Origin of the sequence: [Clostridium] aminophilum DSM 10710, assembly GCF_000711825.1 — a bacterium.
Classification (GTDB): Bacteria; Bacillota; Clostridia; order Lachnospirales; family Lachnospiraceae; genus Clostridium_R; species Clostridium_R aminophilum.
On sequence record NZ_JONJ01000011.1, the window covers coordinates 73,380 to 89,634 of the forward strand.

The 16,255-nt window shown below is 48.6% G+C and carries 14 protein-coding genes; 11 read left to right on the top strand and 3 right to left on the bottom strand.

The window, feature by feature from the left end; all coding sequences use genetic code 11:
* Positions 1–166 precede the first annotated feature (166 nt).
* From BR86_RS0109105 to BR86_RS0109125, 3 genes are all read left to right on the top strand, one after another.
* Positions 167–763: a histidine phosphatase family protein gene (locus tag BR86_RS0109105; RefSeq protein ID WP_031473236.1), complete on the top strand. Its 597-nt coding sequence runs from the start codon at positions 167–169 to the stop codon at positions 761–763.
* 624 nt (positions 764–1,387) lie between these two features.
* Positions 1,388–2,608 carry a tyrosine--tRNA ligase gene (gene tyrS, locus BR86_RS0109115; RefSeq protein WP_031473238.1) on the top strand — a complete coding sequence of 407 codons (1,221 nt, stop codon included), beginning with the start codon at positions 1,388–1,390 and terminating at the stop codon, positions 2,606–2,608.
* 209 nt (positions 2,609–2,817) lie between these two features.
* Positions 2,818–4,185 carry an MATE family efflux transporter gene (locus BR86_RS0109125; protein ID WP_051684710.1) on the top strand — a complete coding sequence of 456 codons (1,368 nt, stop codon included), beginning with the start codon at positions 2,818–2,820 and terminating at the stop codon, positions 4,183–4,185.
* Here BR86_RS0109125 and BR86_RS0109130 read toward each other — a convergent pair.
* Entirely contained in the window at positions 4,147–4,710 is a 564-nt protein-coding gene (locus BR86_RS0109130; RefSeq protein ID WP_031473242.1) for a manganese efflux pump MntP, read from the bottom strand. The two genes, BR86_RS0109125 and BR86_RS0109130, sit on opposite strands and share 39 nt — an antisense overlap.
* Before the next feature lie 204 nt (positions 4,711–4,914).
* Here BR86_RS0109130 and BR86_RS0109135 point away from each other — a divergent pair, with 204 nt between their 5' ends.
* Positions 4,915–5,550, top strand: a complete 636-nt coding sequence (locus BR86_RS0109135) for a GntR family transcriptional regulator (RefSeq protein WP_031473244.1) — start codon at positions 4,915–4,917, stop codon at positions 5,548–5,550.
* A gap of 109 nt (positions 5,551–5,659) precedes the next feature.
* On the opposite strand, the gene BR86_RS0109140 is transcribed toward BR86_RS0109135, so the two are convergent.
* Entirely contained in the window at positions 5,660–8,035 is a 2,376-nt protein-coding gene (locus BR86_RS0109140; protein WP_031473246.1) for an STT3 domain-containing protein, read from the bottom strand.
* 198 nt (positions 8,036–8,233) lie between these two features.
* Between BR86_RS0109140 and BR86_RS0109145 the strand changes: the two genes are divergently transcribed.
* The gene (locus BR86_RS0109145) at positions 8,234–8,605 is read left to right on the top strand and encodes a VOC family protein (protein WP_031473248.1); all 372 of its coding nucleotides are present in this window, start codon (positions 8,234–8,236) and stop codon (positions 8,603–8,605) included.
* A 64-nt stretch (positions 8,606–8,669) separates the two neighbouring features.
* Here the strand turns inward: BR86_RS0109145 and BR86_RS0109150 are convergent, their stop codons facing one another.
* Positions 8,670–10,493, bottom strand: coding sequence for a CE1 family esterase (locus BR86_RS0109150; RefSeq protein WP_031473250.1), 1,824 nt, complete (start codon positions 10,491–10,493; stop codon positions 8,670–8,672).
* Positions 10,494–10,951: 458 nt separating this feature from the next.
* Between BR86_RS0109150 and BR86_RS0109155 the strand changes: the two genes are divergently transcribed.
* From BR86_RS0109155 to BR86_RS0109185, 6 genes are all read left to right on the top strand, one after another.
* Positions 10,952–12,454, top strand: coding sequence for a type I restriction-modification system subunit M (locus tag BR86_RS0109155; protein WP_031473252.1), 1,503 nt, complete (start codon positions 10,952–10,954; stop codon positions 12,452–12,454).
* A gap of 132 nt (positions 12,455–12,586) precedes the next feature.
* Positions 12,587–12,835, top strand: a complete 249-nt coding sequence (locus BR86_RS16680; protein WP_051684711.1) for a Fic family protein — start codon at positions 12,587–12,589, stop codon at positions 12,833–12,835.
* A gap of 511 nt (positions 12,836–13,346) precedes the next feature.
* Positions 13,347–14,486 (top strand): restriction endonuclease subunit S, encoded by a 1,140-nt coding sequence (locus tag BR86_RS0109170; protein WP_031473256.1) that lies wholly within the window; start codon positions 13,347–13,349, stop codon positions 14,484–14,486.
* A 122-nt stretch (positions 14,487–14,608) separates the two neighbouring features.
* Positions 14,609–14,716, top strand: coding sequence for a DUF3791 domain-containing protein (locus BR86_RS16600; RefSeq protein ID WP_465244938.1), 108 nt, complete (start codon positions 14,609–14,611; stop codon positions 14,714–14,716).
* Positions 14,713–14,883, top strand: a complete 171-nt coding sequence (locus BR86_RS15690) for a DUF3990 domain-containing protein (protein ID WP_081844209.1) — start codon at positions 14,713–14,715, stop codon at positions 14,881–14,883. The genes BR86_RS16600 and BR86_RS15690 overlap by 4 nt, the downstream gene beginning before the upstream one ends.
* A 507-nt stretch (positions 14,884–15,390) precedes the next feature.
* Positions 15,391–16,155, top strand: a complete 765-nt coding sequence (locus BR86_RS0109185; protein ID WP_051684712.1) for a nucleoside phosphorylase — start codon at positions 15,391–15,393, stop codon at positions 16,153–16,155.
* Positions 16,156–16,255: the final 100 nt, after the last annotated feature.

Genomic DNA, 16,255 nt, shown 5'->3' on the forward strand with positions numbered 1-16,255 from the left:
TGCGGATGAATCGCAGATTGAGCGCACCGACGCGGCGGACACAGGAAGGATAAAACTGCAGGAAGGACAACGAAACTGCAGGAAGTCCCGCCCTGCGTAAAGAGCGGCGTCGCAGGCTGACGGAAAGCCGCAAAAACGATCATCAGATAAAGAAAGGAATGCATACATGGGATTTCTCTATTTTACAAGACACGGGCAGACCATCTGGAACGCGGAAGATAAGATCTGCGGCGCAACGGACATCGCGCTGACGGAGCTCGGCAAAAAGCAGGCAGCGGAGCTGGGAAGGACGATTCGTGCCATGATGGAAACGGGCGAGATTCATATCGACCGGATCCTCGCGTCCCCGCTCTCGAGGGCAAGCGATACCGCGGAGATCATCTCGAAGGAAACCGGCATTCCGTGGGCGAAAGAGGAGCGGCTGACAGAGCAGAATTTCGGCCGGTTTGAGTCCACATCGCCGAGAAACGGGGCCGAGTTCCGCGCGGCAAAGCAGAACTTCATCCATTCCTTTGACGGCGGCGAGACCATGCTGCATCTCTCTCACCGGATCTACAGCGTCATCGACGAGATCGAACAGGATACAAAAGAGACGGGACGGACGACGCTGATCGTCGCGCATAACGGCATTTCGCGCGTCGTGCGGTCGTACTTTGAAGATATGACAAATGAAGAATTCAGCAGTTTCGGCATCCGAAACTGTCAGCTTGTCCGTTTTGAATTCCCGGAAAAGCGGGATATCTACGGAAGACCGGAAAAATAATCCGTTTTCTTGACTTTGCTGTTTTCATCCCCTATAATCGCAGAGAAAAGGCTTTGAAGGAAACAAGTACTTTCTGAAAGACACAAAGAGAGCTGCCGGATGGTGAGAGGCGCGTGAAACTGCAGGAAGGAATACATTCCGGAGCTCTGCACCGAAGGGGATGCGGCAAGGACGGCGGAAGAACCGTGAAACGGGGATCGGATATTCGAGTGATCGAAGTAGATTCGGTTTCCAGACGGGACGACGACCGGGTCCGGTGAGCCCAGAACATAGGCTGCAGCGTGAGCGCGCGTTAGAGCGCAGAGGTTTGAGGCATTGCCGGCCGGATCCTCAGTCATGAATGATTAAGGATGAAACCATATATGAACCGTGGATGGTCAGGAATGCAAAGAACCCGCTGAGGCGGTCCGTGTGAGCGGATCGTGAATAAAGGTGGTAACACGAAGTGATATGCTCCGTCCTTTATGCCGAACGGCATAGAGGACGGAGTTTTTTGGTGGAGCACTTAGCGAGGTGTTTTCGAGCTTAGTGCGTACCATGGAAAACCACTTGGCGAGGTGTTTTCGAGCCTAGTGGTTTTGCAATTATAATTATTAAAAAGATATCAATAAAAGGAGAATCAACATGCAGATCTACGAGGAACTTCAGGCAAGAGGACTTCTGGCACAGGTAACCGACGAGGACAAGATCCGCGATCTCGTCAACAACGGAAAGGCAACATTCTACATCGGCTTCGACCCGACTGCAGACAGTCTTCATGTCGGACACTTCATGGCACTGACCCTGATGAAGAGACTTCAGCTTGCCGGCAACAAGCCGATTGCGCTGGTGGGCGGCGGTACCGCAATGATCGGTGATCCATCCGGAAGAACCGACATGCGTTCCATGATGACCATCGAGACCATTGACCATAACGTTGAGTGCTTCAAGAAGCAGATGAGCCGCTTCATCGAGTTCGGTGAGGGAAAGGCAAGAATCGTCAACAACGCGGACTGGCTGAGAAATCTGAATTTCCTCGATTTCATGAGAGAGATCGGACCGTGTTTCTCCGTCAACGAGATGCTCCGCGCAAGATGCTATGTAAACCGTCTGGAGAAGGGGCTTTCCTTCCTGGAGTTCAGCTACATGCTGATGCAGAGCTACGATTTCCTTCGTCTCTATGAGGATTACGGCTGCAACATGGAATTCGGCGGCGATGACCAGTGGTCCAATATGCTGGGCGGAACCGACCTGATCCGCAGAAAACTCGGAAAAGACGCATTTGCCATGACCATTGCGCTTCTTCTCAAGCATGACGGCACCAAGATGGGTAAGACGGCCGGCGGCGCGGTATGGCTGGATGCCAACAAGACCACACCGTATGAGTTCTATCAGTACTGGCGCAATGTCGACGATGCCGATGTTCTGAACTTCCTGCGCAAGATGACCTTCCTTCCGCTGGAGCAGATTGAAGAAATGGACAAGTGGGAGGGAAGCCAGCTGAATGAGGCAAAGAGAATCCTTGCCCATGAGCTGACCACCATGGTTCACGGCGAGGAAGAGACCGAAAAGGCAGAAGCAGCGGCAAAAGCCCTCTTTGGCGGCGGCGCCGATGCGGAGATCCCGACCACAGAGCTGACCGAGGCGGATTTTGAGGGAGACACCATCGATATCCTGGGCGTTCTCGTAAAGGCAGGTCTCTGCGCAACCCGTTCCGAGGCGAGAAGAAATGTAACCCAGGGCGGTGTATCGGTAGAAGGAACACAGGTAACCGACTTTAAGGCCACCTTCACCAAGGCAGATCTGGCAGAGGGCAAGGTATTCAAGAGAGGTAAGAAGAACTTCCGCAAAGTGATTCTGAAATAAGTTCAGGACAATTCCTTCTGCGATCCTGCAGTCCTGAAGTGAATTGGAAGGGATCGCGGAAGGAATCAGGATATTACTATCTGGACTGGGAGCAGAACGCGGATGCGGACTGCTCCCAGTTCTGAATCCGGATTCTGTCAATGTCAATGGAATTATTCCGCAATTATTCCTGCGGCATCTGCACGTTATTCTTACGAAAGAGGACAGATATGCAGCTTGATTTGACCAGTGGAAACATATTTCAAAAGATGTTCCGGTTTGCAGTTCCGTACCTGACCGCCTGTTTTCTGCAGTCATTTTACGGGATGGCGGATCTTTTTATCGCCGGACGCTTTAACGGGGCGGCAGTGGTTTCCGCTGTCTCCATCGGCAGTCAGGTGATGCATTTTCTGACGGTGGTGATTGTGGGCGCTGCGATGGGAACCACGATTATGATGAGTCATGCGATCGGCGGTAAGGACAAAGAGGCGGCCGCGAAGGCGATCGGCGGGTCGGTGCTGGTCTTCTCGGTGATTGCGGTGCTTCTCACCGCAGTGCTGATTCTGACGGCCGACGGTGCACTGGCGGTTCTAAAGACGCCTCCGGAGGCATTCCGGCCGGCCCGGGATTATCTTCGGATCTGCATTTTCGGCGTTCCGTTTATCACGGCCTATAATGTGATCAGCGGTATTTTCCGCGGCGTAGGCGACACAAAAAGTCCGATGTTTTTTGTCGCGCTGGCGGGAATCATCAATATCGGTGCGGATTACATTTTGATCGGGCTGTTTGGAATGGGGGCGGCCGGCGCGGCTGCGGCGACGGTGGGCGCGCAGGTCTTCTCCGTCCTGTTTGCACTGGCGGCAATGGCGCGGAGAGGAATCGGAATCCGGATGTCGGGGAAACATTTCCGGCCGGATCGCAGCGTGATCCGAAGAATTCTCGGAATCGGTCTTCCGATTTCCTGTCAGGAAGGTTTTATTCAGATATCGTTTCTCGTGATCACCGCCATCGCCAACAGCCGCGGCGTTCATGTGGCGGCCGCGGTGGGAATCGTCGAGAAGATTATCAGTTTTCTGTTTCTGGTTCCGGGAGCCATGCTCTCGACGGTATCGGCGATGGCGGCCCAGAACGCAGGTGCGGGATTCCACGACCGGGCAAACAGGACCCTTGCCGGCGGCATCCGTGTCTGCGTGATCTATGGCCTTGCAGTTTTTGTCATCGCACAGCTTGCCGCGGAACCGATTGTGGGGATGTTTGTATCCGGTGAGCCGGAGGTTGTTCTCCTTGGGGGACAGTATTTCCGGACGTATGCCATTGACTGTATGATCGCGGGAATTCATTTCTGCTTCAGCGGGTATTTCAGCGCGTATGGGCGATCCGTCTATTCTTTTGTCCACAATGTGGTCTCCATTGTGACAATCCGCATTCCGGGAGCATGGCTGGCATCCGTCCTGTGGCCGGAGACGCTCTATGCCCTCGGTATCGCGGCGCCGCTGGGATCTGCGCTGTCGGTGGTTTTGTGTATTTATTTTTATCAGAAAATCCGGAAAAACAAAACATCAGCCGCCGAAGAACAGGTGCTCCAGAAGAATCTTTAAACCGATGGCGACAAGGATCACGCCGCCGAAGATTTCGGCGCGCTGTTCATACTTCTTACCGAAGAGGTGGCCCACCGCAACGCCGCCGGTGGCGATGACAAAGGTCGTGACACCGATGAGACAGACTGCCGGAGCGATCCGGACATTTAGAAACGCATAAGTGATGCCGACGGCCAGCGCATCGATGGAGGTGGCAACGGCAAGGATAAACATGGTCTTTACGTCCACCGCATCGCTGGCCTCCTCGTCTTCACCGGAAAGAGCCTCCCGGATCATGTTTCCGCCGATCAGGGCCAGAAGAACAAAGGCGATCCAGTGATCGATGCTCTGGATCACACCCTGAAAGCGAAAGCCGAGCATGAAACCGGCCAGCGGCATTAACGCCTGAAAGATGCCGAACCACAGTCCGCAGGTCAGCGCGGTTGCTTTGTTAAATGTTTTCATTGACAGACCCTTGCCGATGGAGACGGCAAAGGCGTCCATGGACAGACCGACACCGGTCAGAAATATTTCAAACCATGACATAGTATAACCTCCGAAAGTGAAGAAGGATGATTGGAACAGCCCATATAATTTATCGCCAAAGAGGCGGTTCGTCAAGGAGGTTTGAGCGTTCTTCGCCAATCTGTCACCAGAGGTTTTGTCAGACAAAAAACAGTGGATAGAACCGGGGCAGAATGCTAAAATAGCGGAAAAGCACATGGAACAAACGACGATGAGGAAGAAAATATGGAACAGAAGAGTCTGAAAGAGCAGGTATACAGCTCAATTCTTGAAGATATCATTTCCCTGGAGTATCGTCCGGGACAGATCCTGAATGAAAAACAGCTGATTGAAAAATATGACTGCAGTAAATCACCGGTCCGTGAGGCGCTGATGGCGCTCTGTGCCGAGGGTGTGCTCCGCAGCATACCGCGGTACGGATATGAGGTGATTCGTCTCACCAAAGATGATATTTACGAGATGATTCATTTCCGCTGTATTCTGGAAGGTGGCTTTCTCCATGAGATCTGCGGCCGGATCACCGAGCAGCAGATCCAGCATCTGGAGAAACTGGATGAAAAATGCCGCGCGGCGAACCGCGATGTCTGGGAGCATTGGGAATACAACACGGAGTTCCATATGTCGCTTCTGGGATATGCGGGAAATACGTATGCATCCGAAGAACTGGAGCGGTGCATGTCCCGGATGAAGCGTGCCTATGCGCAGGCATACTGGGATAAGACCGATCCGGAGCTGGCCTTTGATACAAGACATCATGCCCAGATCATCGCGGCAATCCGGAAAAAAGACGCGGAAGAGGCGAGAAAACTTCTGGTGGACGATCTCTATGATTTTGGAGGGGAGAATTTCCTGACGAGATAAGAGTGATAACGGAATTGTACATAATAAAGACAAATGAAAGAAAACTCCCGACATCGGTAATATGATGTGGGGAGTTTTTTTCTCCGCTGTATCAGCATGAAAAACCGCTCTATCCGAGTATCCGGTATACCAGAACCTCATTTGAGAGATCCGGCTCGGCCTTATAGCGGGAGAGGCCTTCTCCGCCGAGATAAACCAGCTTTCCGAAGACCGAGTCGGCAAGGTCGGAGGCCACCATGGAAAACAGGGTATCATTCCCGTTGTCAGAAAGGATGACCGTCCAGCGAGGTTCCGCTTCTTTATCCCGATTGGGAGTTTCTGTCAGCGCGGATTTTTCGGCCTGATCAGGAGTTTGGGCCAGAGCGGGAGTTTCTGCCGGAACAGGAGGTTTCTCCAAAAGATCCTGCTCCTGCGCATATTCTCTGCATCCGTTACGTCCCGCGCAGATCACCCGTTCCACACGCTTCGGCTGTTCCACGGAAGGTTCTTCCGAAAGAGAAGTGCGGACAGACCAGCCGCGTTCGCTCTTTTCAAGGATCACATAATATCCGTTCCCACTGTCAATGACGGTGCGTCCGCTTTCGGAAAGGTGAATCGGCATTCGATTCACTTCCCAGGCAAAACTTACGGATTCTTTGGCCTTTTCCGTCATGGTCCTTCCGAAAATGGGGAACCAGTGGGAGATCCACGGCATATCGCCGGTGATGACGCATTCCGTAAGCGGCGGATTCTCCGGAAAAAGAAGAGCTGTGATCTCGTCGGCCTGAGCCTCAGAAACGTCTCGGTTCAGGAGTTTTTTCCGGGCATCCGGCTTGCTGCCGGAGAGCAGATCATCCATGAAGAGAAGCGTTTCCTCCGTTTCGCCGAAGGCGGAGAACATCCGGCTGTAGCCCGCGTCTCCGCTGCCGGAAAGCATGCGGAAGATATTTGCCGACAGGACCTCATTTTCCGTGGAAAAAGCTCTGGAAATGAAGAAGGTGCGCTGGCCGGTCTGGCTTCCTCCGTCAAAAAGGGTTCTTCTTTTGCCCTTGTCTTCCAGAAAGTATCCGTAATCCCACCAGGTTGCCAGAACGGTATCCTCCGGCGTATTCTCTCTGATTTTCAGAAGGCAGTCCTCCACCGTCCTGTGTGACCAGACATCTTCTGCGGGGACAGAGCAGATATACCGGTATACGCCGCATACGCCACCAAGTGCCGGAATCAGCAGAAGCACCGGGATCACCCTCGGACAAAATGACCGGAACTTCCGCTTCTGCCGGTCTGTCCGGCCGCAGACGGTTACGGTCAGGTTTCCTGCCAGAATCGCCGCGGGACCGGAATAGAGCATGATAAAGCGTTTTCCCTTAAAAGAGAGTACCAGCGTGATTCCATACCAGAGGAGAAGCAGAAGGTACTCGAACCGGACGTCTTTCCGGATGATCCGCCGGATGAGGATTGTGCTGCAAGCGAAAGCGGAACAAAAGGAGAGGATTCCGCCCGAGAGGCTGATGATGCCGGCGGTTTCCGAGAACGTGTTCAGGCAGAACAGATCGGAAACCGTTCCGTCCCAGAGGAGCGGGGGCTGCAGCTCGTTGATGGAGGAAAAGACGTTCGGGAACAGGCCGCCGCTTTCTTCTCCGGAAAAGATCCGGCCAACGATCGAGCGAACGTTTGTGAAAAGATTCCTCTCCGGAATCAGGAGTATGCCCAAAATCCCTGCGGAGAGCAGGAGCGGGGCAAAAGAGAACGGCCGCTTTCCGCGGTCACTTTTCCATGTGAGAAGCGTGAAAAGGAGAAGTGCTCCGGCAAAGATCACCGGGAACATATAATAGACATACCAGCTTTGCGAAAGAGCGATAAAGCTCACAAAGAATGCGAGACCGTATACGATCACGGTCTTACGGTTCTCTGTCTGCCAGCCGTTTACAAGCTTCACCCCGAAATAAAAGAAGAAACAGGACAACCAGATGATTACGCAGTCGGTATCATAGAATCCGGGTACCGTATTGTACAGATAACTTAAATTCAGGGCGGACAATACGGATGCCGCGATGGCTCCGAACATCCCGCTCATCTCAAAGGTGAGGAGGAAGACCGGGATCACCACCAGTACAGAAAGGAAGGGACTCAGCCAGTAAGCCGTCTGCTCCAGACTCTGGGAAGCAAAAATGGAGATCAGGCGGTTGGCGGCAATCGCAAGGTATCCCATCAGGGGCTTGTAGTCGGAAGCGTCTCTTCCTTCGGGAGCATAGCTGAAACTGTCCCAGGGCACGCCGTCTTTTACCGTATCTCCCGGATGCCCGTATAACGCAAGATCTCTTGTCATCCGCAGGTGGTAATAGCAGTCCATGTCTTCGAGATACGGCAGGCCGGTCTCTCTGTCCAGGAGAACATCACTCTGGGACGCGATCTCGCGGTAGAAAGCCAGACGGGGCAAGACGGAAAGAAGCATGAGACAAAGGATCACGGCTGATATCATTAAGGCGCGTCCGATGCTGCTTTTCATGACGGGTCAATCCCCCTTTCTGTGTTTATGGACCGGGGTATTCCGGTGTTTTCTTACTATGATCCTATTATAACACGACGGCATTTGCTGTCCTTTTTGTTTCTGACTTGAATCTGTCACGGGAGTTGGTGTATCTTTAAGATAAAGAACATTATTTTTATGAAATTTTCGAATTTGTGCAGATTAGGAGGAACACTTATGAAAATCACATCATTCAGTCCGCTAATTGTAACAACTGATCCTGAAAATACCATAAAACTGTTTGAAGAACTTGGCTTTGAGAAGCGTCATAAAAAAGATGAGCTTGATGGACGTGAAGACATCGTCGGAGTGCGTATGAAGGACGCAAACGGCTTTTGTGTGGACATCGTTAAAAGCGGAAAAACAAAACAGGATATGATGACAATCCGCATGAATGTTGATGATTTTGATGAGGCAAGGGAAATGCTGGAGAGCCGTGGCTTCAAACCTTCGCCGGCCGGAATTGTCACGGATTCTTCTTCAAAGTCTATCGGTATGTATTCTCCGTCTGGTTTTTCGTTTAGTCTGGTTCAGCATATCAAGGATTGAATGAAACCGCTCAGCATTACGTGGCTGGGCGGTTTTTTCAATATTTTTCAAAAAGCAAAAGCTTCTATTCGCGGAAGACCCGTTTTCCGTTCGCATCCTTGGACCACTTGCTGAACCATTTCTCCCAGATCATACGCGGTTCTGCCGGAATGCAGTTATGGTTGCGGCCGCCGGTAACGGTAAATACATACATCGGAACGCCGTTTGCGTCCTTCCAGGTGCTGGTGGTGTAACGGCCTTCTTTCGTGATCGTCTCCTCACCGATCCCGCCAAGACCGTTGCGCTTGAGGAAGTATTCCACAGTCGCTTTCAGGTTAAATCCTTCCGTCGCATCCACCGTATAATCGGATTTGTAGATGTCATGTTCACCGCAATACTGCCATACCGGAACCGGAGTTTTTCCTGCGGAGTCATCAATCTCAAAACTGATCAGACCGGAAGTGGAGCCAAATGCGGCAAACGGTTTGTCATTATAAAGAGCGCACCAGTTGGTCCACATGGAACCGAAGGACTGTCCGGTCATGTACTGACGGCTTGCGTCGATCGGATAGTTTGCCGAAACTTCTTTCATGATGGATTTCAGGAAGGCTACATCGTCTGCGGTGGCGGTGTCAGAACCCTGCTGATAACCGGTGATGTTCCACGTCAGGTCAACTGCTGTGTTGAACTGCTCGGACGGCATGACAACCATGAATCCATAATCATCCGCAACCTGCCACCAATCGGTGCAGTCAAAGAATACGCGCGGAGTCTGAGTGTTGCCGGCCATGACGTACACAACCGGGATGTCCTTGGCCGGAGCCGATTTCGGAACATACACCAGATATTCGCGGGCATATCCGTCCTGATCGAAGGGAACGAACTTTACTCCCATTTTCTCGTAATCGGGGCGAAGCATCAGGGCATTTCCTTCCGCCCACTTATTTTCATACTTGGTGTATTGAGTCATAAAATCAATGAACGAATCGGTATAGTCAGCCGGTACAGCGCCCTCTTTTTTGTCAGAAACAATCACTTTTGACGTTACTCCCTTGGTATAAGAAGTCTGCTGGCATTCTTCGGTCTGCGTGTAAACGCTGTCCCCGTTCTTTTCTTCACTTTTTCCGGCGCAGTGGTTTGCCGCCAGCCAGTAATTCACGACGTCATCATTTCCGCCGACCTCCCATACGGGCATCGGGATCGAACCGCGTTGGATCTCCGTCTGTTCATCATTGACCTCTTTTGCGTTTGCAGACATAAACTCGGACGAAATGCCGTCCGCAGCGTCGACAAAGCCACCGGCGATAAATGCCGTCGGATGAAGCATCGCGAATTGCTGCAGGGCAGCGCCGCCCTTGCCGTATCCGACGATATACGATTCGGAGTAGTTGGAGTACCACTTGCGAGTGTTGTAGGCTTCAAACGCGGCGTTCAGATATTCTGCTTCCTCATCAGGGGATCCCCAGCCGCCTTCTCCCGGCTCTAACAGGAAGATGCCTTCTTTCTTTTCATCCGCATAATCCGCCCAACCGGTCTCCTTCAGGAATTCATAGGGATCGGTATTATCCGGAACATTGACCCATGTCATGTAGCAGCGAACCGGTGCGTCCTTTCCAATGTATAGCTTCACGGTTCGCGTGGTATTCCCGACCTTGATCTCCTGGGACAGATAGCCGTTCAGCGGAAGGATCATTCCGCGGGTCTTATCCACCTGAGGGATATTTTCCTCCGTAAGTGCTATGGCTTTTGAATCTTCTTTCGGCGTCCCGGGTTCCGTTTCATTGGACGGAGCATTGGTTTCCGCAGCACCGGTGACAGGTACAGTTCCCGATGTGCCGGCCGGTGAGCTGCAGGCGAGGGCAGATGCCGTTAACAGCGTGACGGCAGCCAGAGTGATTGACTTTTTCATGTTTTGCCTCCTTTTCGTGTCAGTCGTATAACATTATCGTAATCAATCCCGGAGGTATCTTACAGACAAAGATTTTTTGCACTTAGCGTTTTTTTGAAAAAATCGAAAAAATGTTAAACGAGTGAAAGAATTGTTCATCTCTCCTTTCCGTATTGGATGGTTGGGATATTCCATTGTTTTCTTACTATGATCCTGTCATAGCACTGCGGTATTCGCTTTTGGATGCCGCATGTCAGTTGATCCGGTTTGAAAAAATGGATTCTTTTGACGAGAAAAATTAAATAGAGTAGAATCAAAGAGGTTTTATCTCATTTTGTCAATCCAATCGGGTTCGATTGATTCTGTGATGAGGTAATGGCAGGCGAGAGTATGATCACAATTTGCTGAAACAGGGTGAAATTCGGAAGATCGGCGGTGGCCGGTATACGAAATATACTTGGAATACGGGGGAGTAACAAATGATCACCGGTGAATTAAAAAATAAAATTGACGGAATATGGGATATCTTTGCAGCAGGCGGTCTGGCGAATCCTCTGGAAGTCATTGAGCAGATTACCTATCTCATGTTTATCCGGGATCTGGATGATTCCGACAACAAGCGGGAGAAAGAGTGCGCAATGCTTGGTCTTCCGTATCAGAGCATTTTTCCCGATGAAGTGACCATCGGAGCGCAGACCATCGACGGAAAACAGCTCAAATGGTCCGTCTTCCGTGACTTTCCCGCAGGAAGAATGTTCACGGTCATGCAGGAATGGGTTTTTCCGTTCATTAAGAATCTTCATGACGATAAGAACAGCGCCTATTCCAAGTATATGGATGAGGCGATCTTTAAGCTTCCGACGCCGCTGATTCTGTCCAAGGTGGTCGATGCCCTGGATGAAATCTACGATCTTATGAACAGTACGCAATCGGTTGATGTGCGAGGAGATGTATACGAGTATTTCCTGAACAAGATTTCTGCAGCCGGTGCAATCGGCATGTTCCGCACGCCGAGACACATCATTCGGATGATGGTTGAAATGGTAGATCCGAAGGCAGATGACACGATCTGCGATCCTGCCTGCGGTACATCGGGATTCCTTGTTATGGCGGCAGAGTATCTGAAGGACGTTAGAAAAGAAGAGATCTTCTTTGACAAGAATAAAAAAGAGCATTTTAAAACTACCATGTTCACCGGATATGATGTGGGAAGAACCATGCTTCGCATCGGCGCCATGAACATGATGACCCATGGCATCGAGAATCCGGTGATCGAGTACCGCGACAGCCTTTCGGAACAGAATCCGGATCAGGAGATGTATTCGCTGATTCTGGCCAATCCGCCCTTTAAGGGAAGTCTGGATGCCGATGCGGTATCAGCGGATCTTCTCCGCGTCTGCAAGACCAAGAAGACGGAGCTTTTGTTCCTGGCATTGTTCCTCCGTATGCTGAAAGTTGGCGGACGCTGCGCCTGCATCGTTCCGGACGGCGTTCTCTTTGGCTCTTCGAAGGCTCACAAAGATATCCGGAAAAAGATTGTGGAGGATAACCGTCTGGAAGCCGTCATTTCCATGCCGTCCGGCGTATTTAAACCGTATGCCGGGGTATCGACGGCAATTCTGATCTTTACCAAGACCGGACACGGCGGAACGGATCAGGTATGGTTCTATGATATGACAGCAGACGGTTTCAGTCTGGATGATAAGCGAACTCCGGTGGATGAAACGGACATTCCGGATATCATCGAACGGTTTAAACATCTGGATCAGGAAAAAGACCGGAAACGCACAGAAAAGTCTTTCATGGTTTCGAAAGAAGAGATTCAGGAAAATGATTACGACCTGTCCATCAACAAGTATAAAGAAGTTGAATATCAGAAAGTTGAGTATCCGCCGACATCCGAGATCATGGCCAATATCCGCGAACTGGAGAGCCAGATCGAAAAAGAGATGGATGAGCTGGAGAAGCTGCTGAATCTGTGAGTTTGAGTTTGGAGGCGGTATGAGGGTAAAACGGCTGAAGCTGGTCTTCCAGAGCCAGAATATAGTCAGTCAGAGTTCATGCTGTATGCTACGCTCAAAAATAAAAACTGGGGGAAGGATGATGCATCATGGATGGTGCCCATACAAGATAGCATACAAGATAGCATACAAGATGGTATACAGGATGATGCCTTGGTCGAGTTTTGCTCTGTTCCGAGAAGCAGGAAAGAAATGATGGCTTATCTAAAACTTGAGAATAGGAAGAGTTTCACAGATTACCATTTAAGACCTTTGCTTGAAAAGGGAAAAATTGTAATGACGATCCCTGAAAAACCTAATAGTAAGAACCAAAAATATGTAAAAAATAAAGCATGGAAGTAGGGTAAGTGGACGTTGGGAATTTTCGAATTTTTATCAAGTAATTAAATTGAGATTTGTAGAGGAAACGAGGAGTGCGCATGGGGCACTCAAAGTAATTCTATATTACAACTGAATATTTGTTTGACGATAATAAGCGGTGATGATAAAATTGTATTAATTAAAGGTGCTACCGGTAGACGGTTAGCCCTGGATCATATTAAGCAATTATAAAATAACCGCTCAGTCTGGCAGGACAATGGGCGGTTATTTTTGTGTCTTGGAATCATGCTTGCCAAACATGTAACCAAGACTAAAGAAAGTTCCACACAGTGCAAGCACTGCAATAAGGTCACTGATGGTGAGCATAAGCAAATACCTCCGACAAAGATTTCTCAATTGAGATTTCTATGATGAACAGAGGCCACAGTCCTCTGGAAAAGGACTAACCGCCTACCGTGATTACTGGTAGCACTGAAAATATTATACCAAACAAATGTTCTTGAATCAAAAGAAAGATTTGTAGGGATGATAGATGGAATATAGATTGGGTCAAATATGTAAATTTCAGTCTGGAGGAACTCCAGCAAAGGGGAATTCTGAGTACTTCAATGGGAATATTCCTTGGATAACTACAACTGCATTAAATGGTTCAGAGATAAACGATCATGATGCAGTGGACTGGATAACAGAAAAGGCAATTAACGAGAGTGCAGCCAAGATTGTACCAGCAAATTCTATTATGGTTGGTACACGTGTTGGAGTTGGAAAAGTAGCAATAAATAAAGTGCCCATGTCAACAAGCCAAGATATTATTTCTTTGTTAGATATAGCTGAAGATAAGTGGGACAAGGATTATCTTTGCAAACTAATACAGGCAAACTATGCATTTCTTAATTCACAAGCACGTGGTGCAACGATTAAGGGAATAAAAATAGATGTACTTGCAGCCTTGAAAGTGCCAGAAATACCGCTAGAGAAACAACGTAAAGTATCTGATGTGATTAATAAGACTAGGGGTATAATTGATCAACGACGGAAAGAATTAGAAAGATTAGATGAACTTATCAAAGCCCGATTTGTTGAGCTCTTTGGATATCACGCTGACAATAATATGACACTTGAAGAGTGTTGTTCGAATATTACAGGCGGTGGAACTCCTTCAATGCAACATCCCGAGTTTTATGGTGGTAATATCCCATTTATTAAGTCAGGAGATGTGAAAGGTACGCAGGTCACGGAAGGAGCACTATGGCTAACAGAAGAGGCATTAAATAGAGGTAAGACAAAACTAATACCCAAAGGATCTATAGTAGTTGTTGTAAGAAGTGCAGCTCTGCTTCATAAATTTAGCATTGCAGTAAGTGCCAATGATTTGGTAATAAATCAAGACTTAAAGGCATTAACGCCTTCTAAAGACTTCCTACCGGAGTTTCTAATGTGGTCCATTAAATCTCAAGAACAGATTCTTCTTGGGAAAGTACAGACTATGCTTACGAGCCACATTCGAATAGAAGACCTTTTGGGATTAAAAGTACATAAAGCTTCTATGGGGGAGCAAATAGCTTTCGTTGATTTTCTTCGACAAGTCGACAAATCAAAAGTTGCCGTCCAGAAGTCCTTGGAAGAAACACAAAAACTGTTTGATAGCCTGATGCAAGAATATTTTGGATAACGGAGAAGACTTCGTATGAACGAAGAATCATTTTCTTTTGTGGTATATATGCTTCATGCCTGTGCAATAAATGGGGAAAGAGACCGTCGGAAGTATATAGCCTCCTGAGCAGCGGAGATTGTATAAACAGCCTTTTAGTGGAACATTACGAGATTCTCCATACACAGGGGACGGACTTTATCGTTCAGGACATCACTGATTATTTGAAGAACAGAGGAATACGGATATGATCGTATACCATGGAAGCATTGATGTTGTGCAGAATCCGGATGTGAATCATTCATTTCGTCCGCTTGACTTCGGTATGGGATTTTATGTAACAACCGTCAAGATTGCGTTTATCACGCAGAAGGCAATTGATCAGTTGTTGACATTTGACTCCTATTATGAGGTGTGAGCATGGATGAAAAGGTTTTGGAACAGGTATATCAGGAAAATCTGGAAGAAAGATTGATTGCATACTTCGCGAAAAAAACGGTCTCTCGCTCGAAAAGGCGATGGAAATCTATTATAAAAGCAGACTTTCCAACCTGATTTACGACGGTGTCAATGATATTCAGTATCTTGACTACAAAGTTTTAGCAGAATATCTGCAGAGGGAAAGCACAGAACTTTTGAAATAAGACGATTATGGCTGAAGGATGTTGGTACACAGGAGCGTGTGAAAGTTTTTCTGTAAATGAGATATCCTAAGATAATTAACAAGCTGGATAATGGCAAATCCATTGTTCAGCTTGTTTTGACTCTACGTAATCCCGTTGCTTTTGTAAAGAATTATGTTAGAATACATCTTATATTGGAAGTTAAATGACTAATCAAATCGGGATTTGGCGAGATGGTATAGCAGTATATGGCAAGTGACATATTCCTGAAATACAGCAGATAACGGAGAAAGGAGAAGCCGATGATTACAGATTCGTTTGATGATAAATCCCCTGCCAAGATCAATATAAAGAAAAACGAGAATGCCATTCAGGTTGATGCGGTCATTTACACATTTTCTGAGGAAATTGAAAAATATGTGATTGCTCACTATGACTGCGAGAAAGTCGGAGAATACGCATTGGCGTGCGGAGCAACTTCGGTATATCTGCTCAGGCACCACGGGAAGAAAATCGGGTTTTTCAGAACCTGGGTAGGAGCGCCTGCCTGTATCTGCCCGATTGAAGAATTGTCAACTGTCCTGAATACGAAAAAGATCATCCACTATGGCGGAGCAGGATGCCTTGACAAGGAAATTGCCAGAGGCAAGGTCATGATTCCGACAGAAGCCTACAGAGATGAAGGAACCTCCTATCATTATGCGCTTGCATCTGACTATATCCGGATCAAAAACCATGATATCGTAAAAGCTTTTATGGAAGAAAACCGGATCCCATATGTTTTGGGTAAAACCTGGACTACAGACGCTTTCTATCGGGAAACCGTCAATAACTTTGAAAAGCACAAGGCGGACGGCTGCATTTCGGTTGAAATGGAAGGTTCTGCTGTTCAGGCAGTCTGTGATTTCCGCGGGCTGGAAGTGTACATGTTCTTTACAAGCGGAGATCTGCTGGATGCACCAGAATGGACTGACAGAAAAAAGAAAGGGCAAATCGAACACACGCAACATGATCCGGGACATTTTGACATAGCACTTGCGCTCGCCGAATATGTGGTTGATCTATAGCAGCAACTTCAAAGTTGCCGTCCAGAAGTCTCTGGAAGAAACACAGACACTATTTGACAGATTGATTTCATACTTCGCAGAGAAAAATAGTATTTCACTC

Coding starts and splice junctions, on each gene's coding strand:
- BR86_RS0109105 (WP_031473236.1), top strand. CDS start 167: ATGGGATTTCTCTATTTTACAAGACACGGGCAGACCATCTGGAACGCG.
- tyrS (WP_031473238.1), top strand. CDS start 1,388: ATGCAGATCTACGAGGAACTTCAGGCAAGAGGACTTCTGGCACAGGTA.
- BR86_RS0109125 (WP_051684710.1), top strand. CDS start 2,818: ATGCAGCTTGATTTGACCAGTGGAAACATATTTCAAAAGATGTTCCGG.
- BR86_RS0109130 (WP_031473242.1), bottom strand. CDS start 4,710: ATGTCATGGTTTGAAATATTTCTGACCGGTGTCGGTCTGTCCATGGAC.
- BR86_RS0109135 (WP_031473244.1), top strand. CDS start 4,915: ATGGAACAGAAGAGTCTGAAAGAGCAGGTATACAGCTCAATTCTTGAA.
- BR86_RS0109140 (WP_031473246.1), bottom strand. CDS start 8,035: ATGAAAAGCAGCATCGGACGCGCCTTAATGATATCAGCCGTGATCCTT.
- BR86_RS0109145 (WP_031473248.1), top strand. CDS start 8,234: ATGAAAATCACATCATTCAGTCCGCTAATTGTAACAACTGATCCTGAA.
- BR86_RS0109150 (WP_031473250.1), bottom strand. CDS start 10,493: ATGAAAAAGTCAATCACTCTGGCTGCCGTCACGCTGTTAACGGCATCT.
- BR86_RS0109155 (WP_031473252.1), top strand. CDS start 10,952: ATGATCACCGGTGAATTAAAAAATAAAATTGACGGAATATGGGATATC.
- BR86_RS16680 (WP_051684711.1), top strand. CDS start 12,587: ATGGTGCCCATACAAGATAGCATACAAGATAGCATACAAGATGGTATA.
- BR86_RS0109170 (WP_031473256.1), top strand. CDS start 13,347: ATGGAATATAGATTGGGTCAAATATGTAAATTTCAGTCTGGAGGAACT.
- BR86_RS15690 (WP_081844209.1), top strand. CDS start 14,713: ATGATCGTATACCATGGAAGCATTGATGTTGTGCAGAATCCGGATGTG.
- BR86_RS0109185 (WP_051684712.1), top strand. CDS start 15,391: ATGATTACAGATTCGTTTGATGATAAATCCCCTGCCAAGATCAATATA.